The organism is Rhizobium sp. R86522, assembly GCF_042466255.1.
In the GTDB taxonomy this organism is placed as follows: domain Bacteria; phylum Pseudomonadota; class Alphaproteobacteria; order Rhizobiales; family Rhizobiaceae; genus Allorhizobium.
This window is the reverse complement of the sequence record NZ_JAXHBX010000001.1, coordinates 4,464,983-4,481,256: the sequence shown is the minus strand read 5'-3', so window position 1 is coordinate 4,481,256 and position 16,274 is coordinate 4,464,983. Positions and strand designations below refer to the sequence as shown.

6 protein-coding genes are annotated in these 16,274 nt (G+C 60.9%); 4 read left to right on the top strand and 2 right to left on the bottom strand.

Annotated features, from left to right (window positions below):
• Positions 1 to 217 precede the first annotated feature (217 nt).
• The 4 genes from SJY08_RS21585 to SJY08_RS21570 all read left to right on the top strand — a co-directional run bounded on the left by SJY08_RS21585 (position 218) and on the right by SJY08_RS21570 (position 14,262).
• Positions 218 to 9,013 (top strand): peroxidase family protein, encoded by an 8,796-nt coding sequence (locus SJY08_RS21585; RefSeq protein ID WP_377278230.1) that lies wholly within the window; start codon positions 218 to 220, stop codon positions 9,011 to 9,013.
• A gap of 63 nt (positions 9,014 to 9,076) precedes the next feature.
• The gene (locus tag SJY08_RS21580) at positions 9,077 to 10,795 is read left to right on the top strand and encodes a type I secretion system permease/ATPase (RefSeq protein ID WP_054149548.1); all 1,719 of its coding nucleotides are present in this window, start codon (positions 9,077 to 9,079) and stop codon (positions 10,793 to 10,795) included.
• A 6-nt stretch (positions 10,796 to 10,801) separates the two neighbouring features.
• Positions 10,802 to 12,895, top strand: a complete 2,094-nt coding sequence (locus SJY08_RS21575) for a calcium-binding protein (RefSeq protein ID WP_377278227.1) — start codon at positions 10,802 to 10,804, stop codon at positions 12,893 to 12,895.
• A gap of 62 nt (positions 12,896 to 12,957) precedes the next feature.
• Entirely contained in the window at positions 12,958 to 14,262 is a 1,305-nt protein-coding gene (locus SJY08_RS21570; protein WP_054149550.1) for an HlyD family type I secretion periplasmic adaptor subunit, read from the top strand.
• Positions 14,263 to 14,692: 430 nt separating this feature from the next.
• Here the strand turns inward: SJY08_RS21570 and SJY08_RS21565 are convergent, their stop codons facing one another.
• Positions 14,693 to 15,520, bottom strand: a complete 828-nt coding sequence (locus tag SJY08_RS21565; RefSeq protein ID WP_377278225.1) for a ChaN family lipoprotein — start codon at positions 15,518 to 15,520, stop codon at positions 14,693 to 14,695.
• Positions 15,521 to 15,534: 14 nt separating this feature from the next.
• Positions 15,535 to 16,257, bottom strand: coding sequence for a hypothetical protein (locus SJY08_RS21560; RefSeq protein ID WP_377278223.1), 723 nt, complete (start codon positions 16,255 to 16,257; stop codon positions 15,535 to 15,537).
• Between the last annotated feature and the right edge of the window lie 17 nt (positions 16,258 to 16,274).

The following is a 16,274-nucleotide window of genomic DNA, read 5'->3' as shown; positions in this document are numbered from 1 at the left end:
CTTGGGCTCGAATTGATGCACGCTTAAGTCTTCTTGTCGACTGCGTTCTGCAGAAGTTCAGACCAAGGTCTGAACTAAGTTTGGACTTTGATCCATGATTTCGCGAGACCAAGTACCCTTACCATTCCGCGTGGCTGTGAGACCCTGCTCTCCTGACAAAACCCTGACAGGACGTACAGGGGCGAACATCGGAGGCGGGGGCTTCCCCGATAAAAGCATGGTCCAGGTCAACCAGCACGATCTCGAATTCATCCTGCGGCAGATCAAGATCGCCGAAGCAAACTCGATCGCTCATTCTGGGGCCGATGCGAAGGCCCTGATGAACATCTGGGTCGATGAGCTCGGCAACTTGGTGCCGGCGGGCACTGCCGGCGCAACACTCGCGATCAGCGCCGAGCACGTACCCTACGGTCTGCGCACCGTCGACGGCAGCTACAACAATCTGGGCGCCGGTCGCGAGAATTGGGGCGCAGTCGATCAGCCGTTCCTCGACCTGCTTAGCGACGAGTGGCGCGTCAGCGACGGGGACACGTTTCAGATCCGGACCGGGCAGAACAGTTTCACAACGATCGGCGGCGCCTACAACCCGACCGGCGCCGTGGCCGATGCGGATCCCCGACTGATCTCTAACCTCATCGTCGATCAGACGCTGTCCAACCCCGCTGCGATCTACACGGCCCTCCTGCAGGCCGGCTTCACAGGCAATGTCCTCAACGCTGTGACGGCAATCAAGACGCAGTTCGATGGGCTTCTGGCTTCGGCCAAGACGGCCAACGGTCTGCTTCCGGCAGCCGAACAGAAGACTGTTGCAGTGCTCATTGCTGACGTCACGAAGACGGTGGCGCCTGCGCTTGAGACGACCTACGGCATCACCTTCGATGGCCCTTCCATACTGATCGAGAACGTGGCGCCGGACGAAGGCCTATCGGCGCCCTACAATTCCTGGTTCACGCTGTTCGGCCAGTTCTTCGATCACGGCCTCGATCTGGTCCAGAAGGGCGGCAACGACAAGATCTACATTCCGCTGGCACAGGATGACCCGCTATACGTGCCCGGCAGTTTCACCAACTACATGGTGCTGACACGCGCGCCACAACAGCCGCTCAACCTGACCACGCCGTTCGTCGATCAGAACCAGACCTACTCCTCCGTCGCTTCGAAGCAACTTTTCCTGCGCGAATACAAGCTGGTCGACGGCAAGCCCGTATCGACGGGTCACCTGCTCGAAGGGGCCAAGGGCATCGCCACTTGGGGCGAAGTCAAGGAACAGGCGCGTGACATGTTTGGCATTAACCTGACGGATGAGTTCGTCGGGGCCGTGCCGTTGTTCAAGATGGACGCCTACGGCGAATTCGTCCGCGGCCCGAATGGCCTTCCGATGGTCGCCACTGGCACTCCGAACAACATCGTCTGGGTTGAAGGCAACCTCACGACGCCGATAAGCCTCGCAAATGCCGTCCTGACCAGCCATGCCTTCCTCGACGACATCGCGCATAATGCTGTGCCCGGCCTGGTCGACAACGACCGCAACCCGGCCACCCCCGCCATCATGAAGACGGCGGATACCGATGCTGTCGCAAACAATGCCATCCCGCTCAATGAGTTCGGTCAGGCCACCACCTATGACAACGAACTGCTCGACGCGCATTTCGTCACGGGCGACGGTCGCGGCAACGAAAACATCGGCCTGACCGCCGTCCACCACATTTTCCACTCCGAGCACAACCGCATTGTCGAGCAGGTGAAGGCACAGGCGATCGCTGCGGCCCAAAGCGGCAACTTGGCCTTCCTGAACGAATGGCTCGCGACGGACGTGACGGCTCTGCCCGGCAACCTTGCCACGCTGAACTGGGATGGCGAGCGTCTGTTCCAGGCAGCCCGCTTCACTACCGAAATGCAGTACCAGCATCTGGTCTTCGAAGAGTTCGCCCGCAAGGTCCAGCCGGATGTCGACGCCTTCGTCTTCAATCCGTCGATGGATATCAATCCGGCAATCTTCGCCGAGTTCGCCCATGTCGTCTATCGCTTCGGCCATTCGATGCTGAATGAGACCGTAGACAGCGTGAGCGCCTCAGGTGCCAAGTCGTCGATGGACCTGTTCACCGCCTTCCTGAACCCGACAGCTTACGCACCTGGTCAGATCACCGCCGACCAGGGCGCCGGCGCCGTCATCCGCGGCATGACCGGGCAGGTCGGCAACGAGATCGACGAATTCGTCACGGACGTTCTGCGCAACCATCTGGTTGGCATTCCGCTCGACCTTGCGGCGCTGAACATCGCTCGCGGCCGCGAGACCGGTCTTCCGGGCCTCAATGCTGCGCGCGCCCAGTTCAAGGAAATCGCCAACGGCGACACACAGCTCGACCCCTACAAGAACTGGGTCGACTTCGGCATGAACCTCAAAAACCCGGCGTCGATCGTTAACTTTATCGCTGCCTATGGAACGCATGCGACGATTACCGGTGCCACGACTGCTGAGGCCAAACGTGATGCAGCGATGAAGCTCGTCTTCGGTGACAGCACGCTGGATGAGACGGATCGCCAGGCCTTCCTCAATGGCACAGGGCAATATGCGCAGAGCCTTGGCGGCCTCAACGACGTCGATCTCTGGATTGGCGGTCTGGCCGAGAAGAAGATGGCCTTCGGCGGCATGCTGGGCTCGACCTTCTCCTTCGTCTTCGAACTCCAGCTTGAAAACCTGCAGAACGGCGACCGTTTCTACTATCTGTCGCGCACCCAGGGTCTGAACCTTCTCAACGAACTGGAAGCCAATTCCTTCGCCGAAATGGTCATCCGCAACACCGATATCGGCGAGACCGGATATGCCGTGCCGGGCGACATCTTCTCCGTCCCGGATCATGTGCTCTACGTCGACCTCGAAGACCAGGAGAAGTGGGGGTACGACGATCCGACGGGTACCGATCTCTTCCAGAACGCGCTGTCGCCCATGGTGAAGCGGGATGCGAGCACCAATTTCCTCCAGTTCAACAGTCTCGATCACGCCTTGATCCAGGGCACTGACGGTGACGACATCATCATTTCTGGTGGCGGCGACGACACCGTCTGGGGCCGTGGCGGCAATGACCGGATCGAAGCCGGCTATGGTGTCGACAAGATCCACGGGGGTGAAGGCGACGATATCATCACCAATTCCGGCACCGACATCGGCGAAACCGACTTCCTCATGGGTGAGGAAGGAGACGACGTCATCCATGGCGGCTCCGGCCTGGCGCTTGTCTTTGGCAACCAGGGCTCTGACGTGTTGATCGCCGGCCCTGATGGCAAGGAGATGTTCGGCGGCGAAGGCGACGACTTCATGCTCGGCGGCGAAGGCGGCGACTTCCTGCTCGGCAACGAAGGCGACGACTGGATCGAAGGCGGCAACGGCTTCGACACGACAGCCGGCGACAATTCCGAACTGTTCTTCAACTCGACTATCCTCGGCCACGACGTCATGTTCGCCGGCGAGAACGAACATGACTTTGACGCCGAGTCCGGCGACGACATCATGGTGCAGGGCGAAAGCGTCATGCGCAATGAAGGCATGTGGGGCTATGACTGGGCGATCTACAAGGGCAACAGCGAAAATGCCGATGCGGATCTGACCAAGCCGATTTTCACGACCGACCAGCAAGACATCCTGCGCAACCGCTTCGACGCTGTCGAAGGTCTTTCGGGTTACAAGCAGAACGACGTGCTTCGCGGTGACAATCGCGCGACGGCCTTCCCGTCAACGCCGGATCCCGAGGCCGAGCCGGGTGCGAACCTTGCCGGCGCCGAAAACACCATGGTCAAGCACCACCTCAGCCAGGCAGGCATCGATCGCATCGCCGGCCTGCGGGAGCTGCTGGGCAACCTCGTCCAGACGAGCACAACTGTAGGCGAAGCCGCCCGCGAGGCTGAAATCGCCTTCGACGACGGCAATATCCTGCTCGGCGGCGGCGGCAGCGACCTCATCGAAGGCCGCGGTGGCGATGACGTCATCGATGGCGATGCCTGGCTTAATGTGCGGATCAGAATTTCACCAACGCCAGATGGCCCCATCTACACGGCCGACAGCCTCGCAGGTCCCGTCTATCTGCAGTCGCAGCTCGTCAACGGTGAAATCCCGACGAATACGGCGCCGGCTTTCGGCGGCAAGGCTCTCTCCGACCTTCTGCTTGAGCGTACGATCACGCCAGGCCAGATGACGATCGTTCGCGAAATCGTCGATGGCGGCAAATCGGGAGATGTCGACGTCGCAGTCTACTCTGACGTCCGCGAAAATTACTCGTTCATACGCAACGCGGACGGTAGCGTCACTGTCACCCATGTATCGGTCGATCCAGACGGTACGCTTGGGCTCGTTACGTCTGACGGAACGGACCGCCTGTCGAACATTGAAGCCTTGCGCTTTGGAGACGGTTCGACGGTCTTGCTCGAAGATCTGCTGAACCGGCCACCCGTCATCACGTCGAACGGGGGCGGTGATACGGCCGCGATCTCTCGTCCCGAAAACTCGACCGTCGTTACCACTGTAACCGCAACGGAGCTCGATGCGGGTCAGGCGCTGAGCTATTCGATCAGCGGTGGGGCAGATGCAGGATTGTTCTCGATTGACGAGAACACTGGTGTTCTGTCGTTCATTTCTGCGCCGAACTTCGAAGCACCGACGGATGCCGGCGGCAACAACGTCTATGACGTTGTGGTCCAGGTCTCGGACGGAATTGCAGTCGACACCCAGGCTCTCGCGGTCACCGTAACCAACGCGCAGGAAGGTCAGAGCGGCGTTCCCGTGATTTCCGATCTGACGCCCACTCGGCCCCAACAACTGTCCGTCAATACGGCAGGTATTGCGGATCCGGATGGCCTCGGGGCATTTGCCTATCAGTGGCAGGTGTCGACCAACAATGGGGCGACCTGGGGTAACATCGCAGCTGCCACCGCGTCGACGTTTACGCCAGTTGCGGCACAGGTCGGCAATCTGCTGCGGGTTCAAGTGACGTATACCGATGGCGCTGGTGCGCTGACGACGGTGACCTCCACACCGACCACTCCCGTCGGTGACACGATCGGCGGAAGTGCTCTTGGCACTAACATCAACGGCACAAATGGGGCCGATGTCATCGCAGGTAATGGTGGCAATGACACGATCAACGCTGGCGCTGGCGATGACACCATTAGCTGGACGGTGGATAATCCGATCGTGGTACTGGGGATACCGGTCTTTACCCGCACAGATGGTCGCGACTTCATCGATGGTGGCGCAGGCACCAATGACACCTTCATCGTCAACGGAAACAATACAGCAGAAACCTATCGCATCTATGCCCGAGCCGACTGGCTCGCGCTGCCTGGCCGGACTCTCAATGCCAACACCGAGATCGTTATCACTCGCAATGGTACGGCCAACAACAACGTGATCGCCGAGCTCGACAATATCGAGGAAATCATCATCAACACCGGTCCAGGGAACGATCTCGTCATCCCGATCGGTAACTTCAACCCCACCAGCCTGAACTTTAATACGATCACGATCGAAGGCTCCGAGGGAGACGACACGGTCAACATTTCGGACCTGGAGTCCGCGCATCGAATTCTATTCCGAGGCGCCGGGGGCCAGGACACGATCATCGGTACCCTGCGTGCACAGGATGTCGTTGAGATCCCCGAAGGCGCGAATCCCACAGACTATGCGCTGACAGAGAACGGCGACGGCACGAAAACGCTTTCGAATGGGCAGCACTCGATCACCTTCTCGGGCGAGGTGCCACAGCTTGCTCTCCCGAGCGAACATGGGGTCGAGAACCCCGGTACAATTCCCGGCCCCGCGGGCGCATTCGAATACACGGCGCGCGACATCCAGGGCATCACCAATCTCCTCAAGGGTCTTGCGGCCTTCGAAGGGGACGATGACACTGCCGGAGCGACCGGTGTCCGTACGCTTTCGGGCTTCGGCAACAATATCGACAACCCGACCTATGGTGCTGCGGACGAGAACTTCATCCGCCTCACGCAGGCTCGATATGGCGATGGCGTTGTTCTCGACGGAAATGGTGCGATCATCAACCGGACGATCAACCCGATCTTCGATGGCCTTGATGCCCGCGAAATCTCCGACATCCTGGGCACACAGGAGGCCGACCTTCCGAAGGCGTCAAATGGTGCGAACATCTTCTTCATGGCCTTTGGTCAGTATTTCGACCACGGTCTTGATTTCCTGCCCAAGGGAGGGGCGGGGAAGATCGTAATCGACGGCGTCGATGTGCCTGGGCCGGTCGCTTCGAATTTCACGGATCTGACGCGTGCCGCGCTCGCCAATCCGCTGGAATCCCCGTCCGATATCCCTCAGCACGTCAACAAGACCTCGCCTTATGTGGATCAGAACCAAGCCTATGGCTCGAACGAGATCGTCGGCCAGCTTCTGCGAGAGAGCGATGGAAATCAGGGGGGCGGCGCTCGGCTCCATATGGGAGGCGAGGACCCCTCGGCGCCTGGTTTCCAACTGATGACGACGCTGCGCGAGCTGCTCGATCACCATCGGGACGCCGGGACGATCTTCCGGGGTGCAGACCTGCCGGCTGCGGGCATCACGCTCGACGATTACTATCCGTCGCTGTGGAATGAAGACACCGGCACATATAACGCAGCGACAGTTCGCGCGTTGGCGGCAGATTTCATGGGTTCAGGCCATGCACTTCTCCTGGACACCAATCCGATCATCAATCTCCTCGATCACTATGTCGCAGGTGACGGGCGTGCGAACGAGAATGTCACGCTGACGTCGATGCACACGATTTGGGCCCGTAACCACAACTTCCATGTCGACAAGCTTTTGGATGCCGGGTTCGTGGGTACGCCGGAAGAGATCTTCCAGGCAGCGAAAATGGTCAACGAGGCCGAGTATCAGCGCGTCGTGTTCACCGAATTCGCCGATGTTCTGATCGGTGGCATTCAGGGCAATGGCAGCCATGGCTTTGCTGGCTACAACGAGCAGGCGGATGCAAGCATCAGCCATGAATTTGCGGCCTCGGTCTATCGTATCGGCCACTCGCTGATCGGTGACACCATTACTGTGAAAGGGGCTGACGGCGAGAACTACTCCGTCAATCTCTTCGATGCCTTCCTCAACCCCACGAATGATGTGTTCACGCCGGAACAGCTCGTTCAGCTGCAGGCCATGGGCTACAATCCGCAGCCTGGATACGAGCAGCTGGGCACCGGAGCGATCCTCGCCGGCATTGTCGAGCAGCCTGCTGAAGAGGTCGACTTCAATATCGTGGATGCGGTGCGCAACGATCTGGTGCGCATCCGTGCCGACCTCTTCGCCTTTAACGTGGCACGCGGCTGGGATGTCGGTCTTGGCACGATGAACCAGGTAAAGGCCGAGCTGAAGGCGTCGACTGACCCCTATGTCAAGTTCGCTGTTGAATATCTCGAAGCCAATGGTGGTTCAATGAACCCCTATTCGAGCTGGCAGGACTTCCAGCAGCGGAACGGGATCAGCGATGTCGTCATCGCACAGTTCATGGCAGCCTACCCGGATCTGATCCTGCAGGCGAGCCAGATCGAAGCCTTCAAGGCCATCAACGGCAACATCGTTGCAATCCAAGGAGACGGAACGGGTCTGGTTAAGGGTATCGATCGCGTCGACCTCTGGGTTGGTGGTCTCGCTGAAAAGCACTTCAATGGCGGCATGGCCGGCGATACCTTCTGGGTTGTTCTGCATGAGCAGTTCGATCGCCTCCAGGAAGCCGACCGCTTCTACTATCTGGACCGCTTCGACAATTTCGACCTCTATGAGAACTTCATCGATGGCCAGGGCTTCTCTGACATCGTCGCTCGCAACACCGGCCTGACCGGTCTCCCCGAGGACATCTTCTCGTCCGACGTCGAAGACGGTCCTGACGGCGATAATGGCGCTGGGGGTGACGACGACGAGGACGGCGATGACGATGGCCAGACTGGCAATGACGGTGACGACGAGGACGACGGCGACACCGAGGGTGGAGACGACGGCGACGGCGATGAAGACGGTTCTTCGGACGGCGAAGGCGAAGGAAACGGTGACGAAGATGGCGATGGTGCCGGCTCTGGCAGCGGTTCCGGTACGGGTGGAGGTGCTGGTACGGGTGGCAGCACGACGCCAACGCCGGTTCCGATTGCAGCACTGACGCTCATCGGCACAAGCGCTGCGGATGCATTGCTTGGCGCTGGTGGAGACGACACGATCCTTGGTGGTGCTGGTACGGATGTTCTTGTTGGTCAGGGCGGCTCGGACATTCTGCGTGGCGAGGACGGCGACGACGTTGTTTCGGGCGGTGACGGCAATGACGTCATCAATGCCGGGCTCGGCGATGACGAGGTGCATGCCGGCGGTGGCAACGACATCGTCTTCGGCGGGGCCGGTGCAGACCTCATCTTCGGCGATGCCGGCAATGACGTGATCGAGGGTGGAGCAGGCGACGACCGTGTCTGGGCGGGTGCCGGCGACGACACGGTGATTGCGACGCTGAATGACGGCAATGACGTCTACTATGGCGAAGACGGCACCGACACGCTGGACTATGCAGCGACCAGCGCCAACCTGACGGTCGATCTCGGCAATGGCTTCAACCAGCGTGGCTCGGTGAGCGGCGGGACAACGGGCTCGGATACCTTCTACGGCTTCGAGAATTTCATCGGCGGTTCCGGCCACGACACGATCACAGCCTCTTCTGCGGTCAACGTCATCGATGGTGGGCTTGGCGACGATATCTTCAAGTTCACCTCGGCAGCCAATGCGAATGGCGACACGATCTACGGCTTCCAGACCGGCGACCGGATCGACTTCTCCGGCATGGGTGCGATGAAGCTCGAGGCTGGCCAGACCATCGATGCGATCGGCGACGTGACCATCACGCATGAGATGCGCGACGGCGAAGAGTTCACGGTGATCAGGGGCAATACGCAAGGGGACAATGCGGCGGACTTCGAACTCTCGCTGCAAGGCCGCCACAACCTGACGATCAACGACTTCCTCGGCGTATCCTGAGGACGACATGGCAGCACTGCCGGCCCGCCCGGGCCGGCAGACAGACGTTGAGTGGGGGAAGCCATGAACAAGCAGTCAAGCTACAAACTGTCCGGTATCGGCCTCGTGACGGGCTTCGTCTTCGGCCTTTCGGGCATTATCAACATTCTGGCGCTGACCGGCGCCTTCTACATGCTGCAAATCTACGACCGGGCGCTGACCAGCGGCAGCGTGCCGACCCTGATCTGGCTCTCGGTGATCGCCGTCGGCCTCTACCTGTTCCAGGGTATGTTCGACATCCTGCGATCGCAGATGCTGGTGCGTTTCGGCTCGAATGTCGATCGCCAGATCGCGCCGCTCGTGCACCGGGTGGTGATCGACATGCCGCGCTTCGGCTATTCCTCGGCGGAAGCGTCTGAGCGCGGCCGCGACGTCGATACGGTCCGCTCCTTCCTGTCGGGTGCAGGCCCGGTCGCTCTGTTCGACCTGCCCTGGATCCCGGTCTACCTGGTCTTCGTTTGGATGCTGCATCCGGTGCTCGGAATGATGACACTCGGCGGCGCGCTCTTCCTCGCATGCCTGACAATCGCGGCAGAGCTTCTCTCGCGCCGCCACGCCAAGGAGATGACGCGGGCCGCGATCCAGCGCAACAACGTCTCGGACAATCATGTCCGCAACGGTGACATCCTCCATTCGATGGGCATGACGGACCGCGCGATCGACCGCTTTGAAAGCGCCAACCGCCGTCACCTCGATACCCAGACGGCGACCTCCGACATCGCCGGCACCTTTGCCGGCATTTCCAAGGTCCTGCGCATGATGCTGCAGTCGGCAACACTTGGCCTTGGCGCCTATCTCACCATCCAGGGCGAGATGTCAGCCGGCGCCATTATCGCCTCGTCGATCGTCACGGGCCGTGCCCTTGCCCCGGTCGACCAGGCGATCGCCCAGTGGAAGGGCGTGATCTCGGCACGCCGCTCCTGGTCGCGGATCAAGGACACCCTCGCCGTGCTCGACCGTCCGCCGACACAGTTCGACCTGCCGGCGCCGAGCGAGGACCTTGTCGTCGAAGGCATGACGACGGTCGCCCCCACGACCGGTACCGTGCTTCTGAGCGACGTCTCCTTCAGGCTTTCGGCCGGTCAGGCCTTGGCGCTGATCGGTCCGTCCGGCGGCGGCAAGACCACGCTCGCGCGCTCGCTCCTCGGTATCTGGCCGCTTTTGCGCGGCTCGGTTCGCGTCGATGGCGCCGATCTCAAGCAGTGGCCGACCAGCTTCTTCACCGAGAATGTCGGCTATCTCCCCCAGGAAGTGGCCCTTCTCGACGGGACGGTCGCCGACAACATCGCCCGTTTCGATCCGGATGCCGATTCCAAGATGATCTTCCGGGCCGCACGCGCCGCCGGCATTCATGATCTGATCGTGCGGTTGCCGAACGGCTACCAGACCCAGATCGGCCCGAGTGGCCAGTCGCTCTCGGCCGGCCAGCGGCAGCGCGTGGCGCTTGCCCGCGCGCTTTATGGCGATCCCTTCCTGGTGGTGCTCGACGAGCCGAACTCCAATCTCGATGCCGAGGGCGAAGAGGCGCTAATGAAGGCGATCGTCAAGGTGCGCGAACGCGGCGGCATCGTCGTCATAGTTGCGCATCGCCCGAGCGTGCTGCAGGCTGTCGACATGGTCGGCGTGGTCCAGGGCGGCAAGCTCGTCTCCTTCGGTCCGAAGGAGGAGATCATCAAGGTCCCGGCCAACACGCAGGAGAAGCCGCTGCGGCCGACCCGCTTGATGCCGATCGCGGCGGAGTAAGGGGTCATGGCAAGCTCCATTACCGATCATGACGAGGCCCTGAAGCTCGGCCATGGCGATGCCCAATCGGCCAAGGCGCCGGCGCGCAGGTTTGCTCTGCCCGATACGCCTGATCGCACGCTTTGGTCGCCGGGCATCTTCGCCGTGCTTTCCATGGGGCTCGGCGCCTATCTCGGGCGGCTGCGCGAGATCGTCAATCCGTCGCCCAATGCACAAGCCCCGGACGAACAGAAGCCCGTGGCTCTCGACGACGGCACGACAGCACCGGTTTTGGATGCGCCCGAGGCCGGGCTGGACATCGCCGCCTTCTGGCAGGAGATCCAGCGGGCTTATGAGGACGTGGTCGAGCAGATCGAGCCACCGCGCCGGCTCTACTCCTCGATCCGCTTCAACGCTCAGGATTTTACGCTCGAAGGCGGCTATGCCGGACGCCCGTTCCAGGGGGTATCGATTGATGTCGCGGCCAACGACTTCCGCTTCGTCGCGGCAAGCGTGGCCAAGCCGAAGCTTGCAGCCTTCGGGCTTCCGCGTGCTGCAAACGATGCCCCGGCCGCTGGTCAGGCGGGAGACGGCAACAGCGATGCGCCTGATGACGGCGGTCTGCCGGTCGATATCTCGTCTGGCGGGGGCTCCTCGAGTGGAGGCACTTCCGGGAACCCGCCGGCGCCGACCAATCGTGCCCCCTTGTCCCGTGGGCCGATCTATCTGGGAACGGGCCTCGTCAACCTGTCGATGCTCCTGATGTGGGCCGACCTTGCGCGCGCAGCCGTAGATCCGGACGGCGATCCGCTGACGATCTCCGCCATCCGCGCGACATCGGGCGAGATCCGCGCTTATGGCGACGATGCCTGGATCTATGTCCCCGAACGCGACAGCCAAGGCTTGGTAAACCTTACCTTTACGCTGAGCGACGGCAAGGCCTCGGTCCAGGGCCAGGGCTTTCTCGATCTGCGTGCGCATGCCGAAACCGAGATCACCGGAACCGATGGAGACGACATTCTCCTCGCCACACCGGGCAAGGATCTGATTGACGCCGGAGCCGGCAACGATACGGTCTATGGGCGCGAGGGCGACGACCTGATCCTCGGCGGCCTGGGTGACGACGTATTGATCGGTGGCGAAGGCCGCGATGTCATTCATGGTGGTGATGGCGATGACCGCATCTTCGGCGGCGAGGGCGACGATGTCCTGTTCGGCGACGCCGGCAACGACATGCTGTTCGGCGAGGCCGGTCGCGACACACTGATGGGGGGCGACGGGCAGGATATTCTGTCCGGTGGTGACGGCGACGACCGGCTGTTCGGCGAGGCTGGAGATGATGTCCTGACGGGAGACGCAGGGAATGACGTGCTGGACGGCGGCACGGGCCACGACACGCTTGCCGGCGGTGCTGGCGATGACGTCATGGTCGGTGATGAGGGCGACGATGTGTTCGTCGCAGGTGTCCAGACCGTTCTTGAAGCGCGCACCTGGGCCCAGATGCCGCTGGATGCGCCGACACCCGGCGTAGATGATGGCGACGACGTCATCCATGGTGGTGAAGGCGCGGACACCTACGATGCATCGTCCGCGACCATGGCGGTCGGGATCGATCTCGAGGCGGGCCTCGCAGTGGGCGAAGAGATCGGCAACGACCGCTTAACCTCGATCGAGAATGCCGTCGGTGGGGCCGGAAATGACACGATCACAGCGAGTTCTGCCGTCAACATTCTCTATGGCAGGGGCGGTCAGGACAGTTTCGTCTTCGGCTCCGTCGCCTCAATCAGCAATTACGGTGCAGGGCATGACGAGATCCGCGACTTCGACGTCGGCGACAAGGTCGACCTGTCGAAGCTCGAACGGGAGTTGGGCCGGCTCTACTTCGACGATGGCGAGAACTCGCTGGAACTCGACCGCCACGACCACAAGACCCTGGTCAAACTCTACAAGAAGATGATCGACGACGACGATGCGGGCCATCAGGTGCTGCAGCTCGTGACGGACATCGACGGTGATCAGGACTACGAGATCGTCATCATCAGTGCGCACGACCTCGATGAAGACGACCTGATCCTGACGGCCTTCCATCTGCCGGGCCAGGTCGAGGGCCTCGTGGCCTGATCCGAACCTCATCATCGGCACCGCTTCGGGCCGAAACTGTAAACTGCGTAAGGGGACACACCATGACACAGCGCCTTGATGACAAGAACACGCAAGTCTCGCTCTCCGGCAAGGGGCTGAAGGGACGCATGCTCGCAGCGACCGTACTCGGTCTTGCCCTGACGGTCGGGATTGGCGGCTGGGCCGCCCAGGCGAAGCTCGCGGGCGCCGTCATCTCGCAGGGCGAACTCGTCGTCATCGGCGAGACCAAACAGGTCCAGCATGTCGATGGTGGTACAATCGTCGAGATCCCTGTGAAGATAGGCTCTCTGGTCGACAAGGGCGACGTCGTCTTGCGCCTCGACGACACGCAGCTGCGCATCGAGCTCGGTATAGTCACATCGCAGGTCGCCCAGCTGAAGGCGATGCGCGCGCGCCTCGTTGCCGAGCGCGACGGTAAAAACGTCCTGTCCTTTGACGGTCTCGATCTTTCCCCGGACATCACGCGGGAGGAGAGCAAGCTGTTTGCCGAGAACCGGGACATGCGGGCAAACCAGAAGCAGCAGATCGAAATGCAGATCTCGCAGCTGGGCAACCAGATCGACGGCTTGAGAGAACAGGAAAAGGCGAACCACTCCGAGAGCGAACTGCTCGCCGAAGAACTCGCCATGCAGGAAGGTCTTGTGCAGAAGGGCCTCGCCAAGGCGGCTGAACTGCGCGGATTGCGCCGCCAGATGGTTCGCATCGAGGGCACGATCGGCGATCTTCTCGCCCGTGTTGCCGAGGCCGAAGGCCAGATCAGCGAACTCAAGGTCCGACTGATGTCGGTCGACCAGACCAGCCGGACGGAACTACAAAAGGAGATCGTCTCGGTCGAAGCCCGGCTTTCAGAACTGGAGCAACGTGCCCTTCAGCTCACCCACCGGCTCGACCGCACGGTGGTCAAGGCGCCGGAAAGCGGCACGATCTACGACCTGCAGGCGCATACCGTCGGCGGCGTTGTGGCACCGGGCCAGGTGATCATGGCCATCGTACCGAGGGACAGTGCCCTCAACGTCCATGTCAAGGTAGCCCCCACCGACATCGATCGTGTCTTCGTGGGCCAGACCGCGCGCATGCGCTTCACGGCCTTCAATCGGCAGACCACGCCGGAAATCGTTGGTGCCGTCGACATGATCCCAGGCGCAACCATCGTCGACAAGGCAACAAACCTGCCCTTCTACAAGACCAGCGTGACCTTCTCCCCAAATGACCTCGGCGACCTCGCGGCCAAGCTCACACCCGGCATGCCCGTCGAGGTTTATATCGAGACCGAGGAAAGGACTGTCATCTCGTTCCTCGCGAAGCCCTTTACCGACCAGATCACCAGGGCGTTTAGAGAAGAGTAACATGCGGACAAGGAATTGATCACCTTCAGCGCAACAGCCTCGAAAGGGCTTATGTTGCGGTTTGCGATCGTGAGGCTGTTTGCCGTGGCGGTGCCTGCAGTATAGCCACAAGCAGTGCCAATAGCATTCCAAGATACCCGAGCGAACCATCAGTTCGGATTGGAATTGAGAAGTAGCTAGATCGAAGGGCAGGATGCGCTTGGGAAATTGGGGCCGTCCCCTCGCTTGGGTGGGAGTGCCAAGTGGCACCGACGTAAACATGTCGTCCAACTGAGGATTGAGCAACATAAGACGTCGCCGGCTCGGCCCCACAACGACCTCTCGCCTCTACGGACCATCTCTGTCTAGAGAGCCAAGGATGAGCGCCAGTTGAGATGAACATCGCCAAGAGACGAGTGCTGCGCAAAGAAGCACCGTGGAATTTGGCGATTCATTCAGGTGCGTCGAGTCGAGCAAGCATGAAGAGGGCATCGGCCATGCCGGGCTTTCTTTCAATCTCGAATTCCAAGCTGTCCTCGGGCAACAGAACCGCAACGTGCTCAATCCCCAGATCGGCAAGCTGCGCTGGCGTGCCGTGACCATATTCCAGATGCCCACGTCCGATGATGCCGACGACCAGAGCCGACGGGTCTGCCTCAAGCGCAGTTGCGATATTGCAGGCAAACGCACGGTCCCAGGTCTGCTGGGCCCGAACAAATCGATCGAACTGAGGATCGTCCGCATGTTGAGCCGCACGTTCCGGCCTTGAACCTCCCGTATACTCGAAGAGAAAGCGACGATAGGCTGCCGTCGCTGGCTGTGCCGGCGTCAACCCGTCCCGCTCCGCCTCCGGGATCGCCTCCCACCCGAGCCTGCCAACCTCCGTCACCAGTTGTCGGTGGCAATTGAGCGCTTTCATCGGCAGACGGAACTGCCGGCAATAGTGGAAGATCGGCAGGTAAAGTTCGGCCTGGAAGCCCCAAACCGTTGCCCATTCCGCTTCCTCGAGAAACTGCTCAACGGTGAGCGCACCAGCAACCCAGCGATCCAGCGCCGGCTGAACGCGTCTCGGAAACATCTCGAAACCGACGACGATATCAGCCTTGTAAGCATGCAACGCTGCAAGGACATGCAACTGCCAACGATGTATATCATATCGGTCATGGGTCTCGCCCAGCAAGACCGCCTGCTTTTCAGCAAGCGTCTGCATTAGCGCCTGATGCTGCAGGATCTCGCCCGTATGACCGTCCCGCCAACTGCCCGGCTGATGTTCCACCATGCCCTTCTCCACCGTCAAACTGCATCTTCAAATGCTGGAACCAGTAGGGTCAAGCCGACATGCTCCCCTTCGTGATTGATGGCGGCAAGCCGCATCCGCCCCTCGGCCACCTCTGTCTCTTCCCAGCGTGCGACAGTGCTGCCGAGCAGATGCAGATGAAAATCCTCGGTCATGATGTTGATGAAGCCCATGCCGGGGCTGACTTTGGTAACCGGTCCCGTCCAGCTCTGGCTGAAGCCGGGCTCGTCATAACGAATGGTGATCGCAGAGCCCTCGGCCAAGGCTAGATCCAGTGGCAGACGTCCCGGATCGGCAGGGTCCAGATCCGGTCTGTTGGGCCGGGTGAGGTCCCGCTTCTTCGGATCGACAGTCCTCTGCAGATCCGACAAGACATTTGCGAAAGGTTCGAGCCCTTCGAAGCCGACCACTGCGAAAAGCGTGCCGCCGTCAGCCTTGTTGAATTCCAGACGCGGATAAACCTGGTTCTGCATGATGCTGGAGATATCGAAGACGATCTCGCAGACCAGGGTCGGATCGATACGGGACTTGTGATGGGCGCCACCGCAGACGAAGCGGCCAGAGACTTCCCCTACCATCTCGACCTTGCCGATGCGTTCGTGGGTGGCGCCCTTGCCCTTTCCGATAATCATCAACTTGCCCATGTCGGGGAGCCGCCGGATGATATCTTCTGCCTTTGCCTGCAGGTGGTGTCGGGTTACGGGTTCGTTGATGGTCATGTCTGTTCCGTCATGGG

Excerpts from the sequence above, each read along its gene's own strand:
- SJY08_RS21585 (WP_377278230.1), top strand. The coding sequence starts at position 218 with ATGGTCCAGGTCAACCAGCACGATCTCGAATTCATCCTGCGGCAGATC.
- SJY08_RS21580 (WP_054149548.1), top strand. The coding sequence starts at position 9,077 with ATGAACAAGCAGTCAAGCTACAAACTGTCCGGTATCGGCCTCGTGACG.
- SJY08_RS21575 (WP_377278227.1), top strand. The coding sequence starts at position 10,802 with ATGGCAAGCTCCATTACCGATCATGACGAGGCCCTGAAGCTCGGCCAT.
- SJY08_RS21570 (WP_054149550.1), top strand. The coding sequence starts at position 12,958 with ATGACACAGCGCCTTGATGACAAGAACACGCAAGTCTCGCTCTCCGGC.
- SJY08_RS21565 (WP_377278225.1), bottom strand. The coding sequence starts at position 15,520 with ATGGTGGAACATCAGCCGGGCAGTTGGCGGGACGGTCATACGGGCGAG.
- SJY08_RS21560 (WP_377278223.1), bottom strand. The coding sequence starts at position 16,257 with ATGACCATCAACGAACCCGTAACCCGACACCACCTGCAGGCAAAGGCA.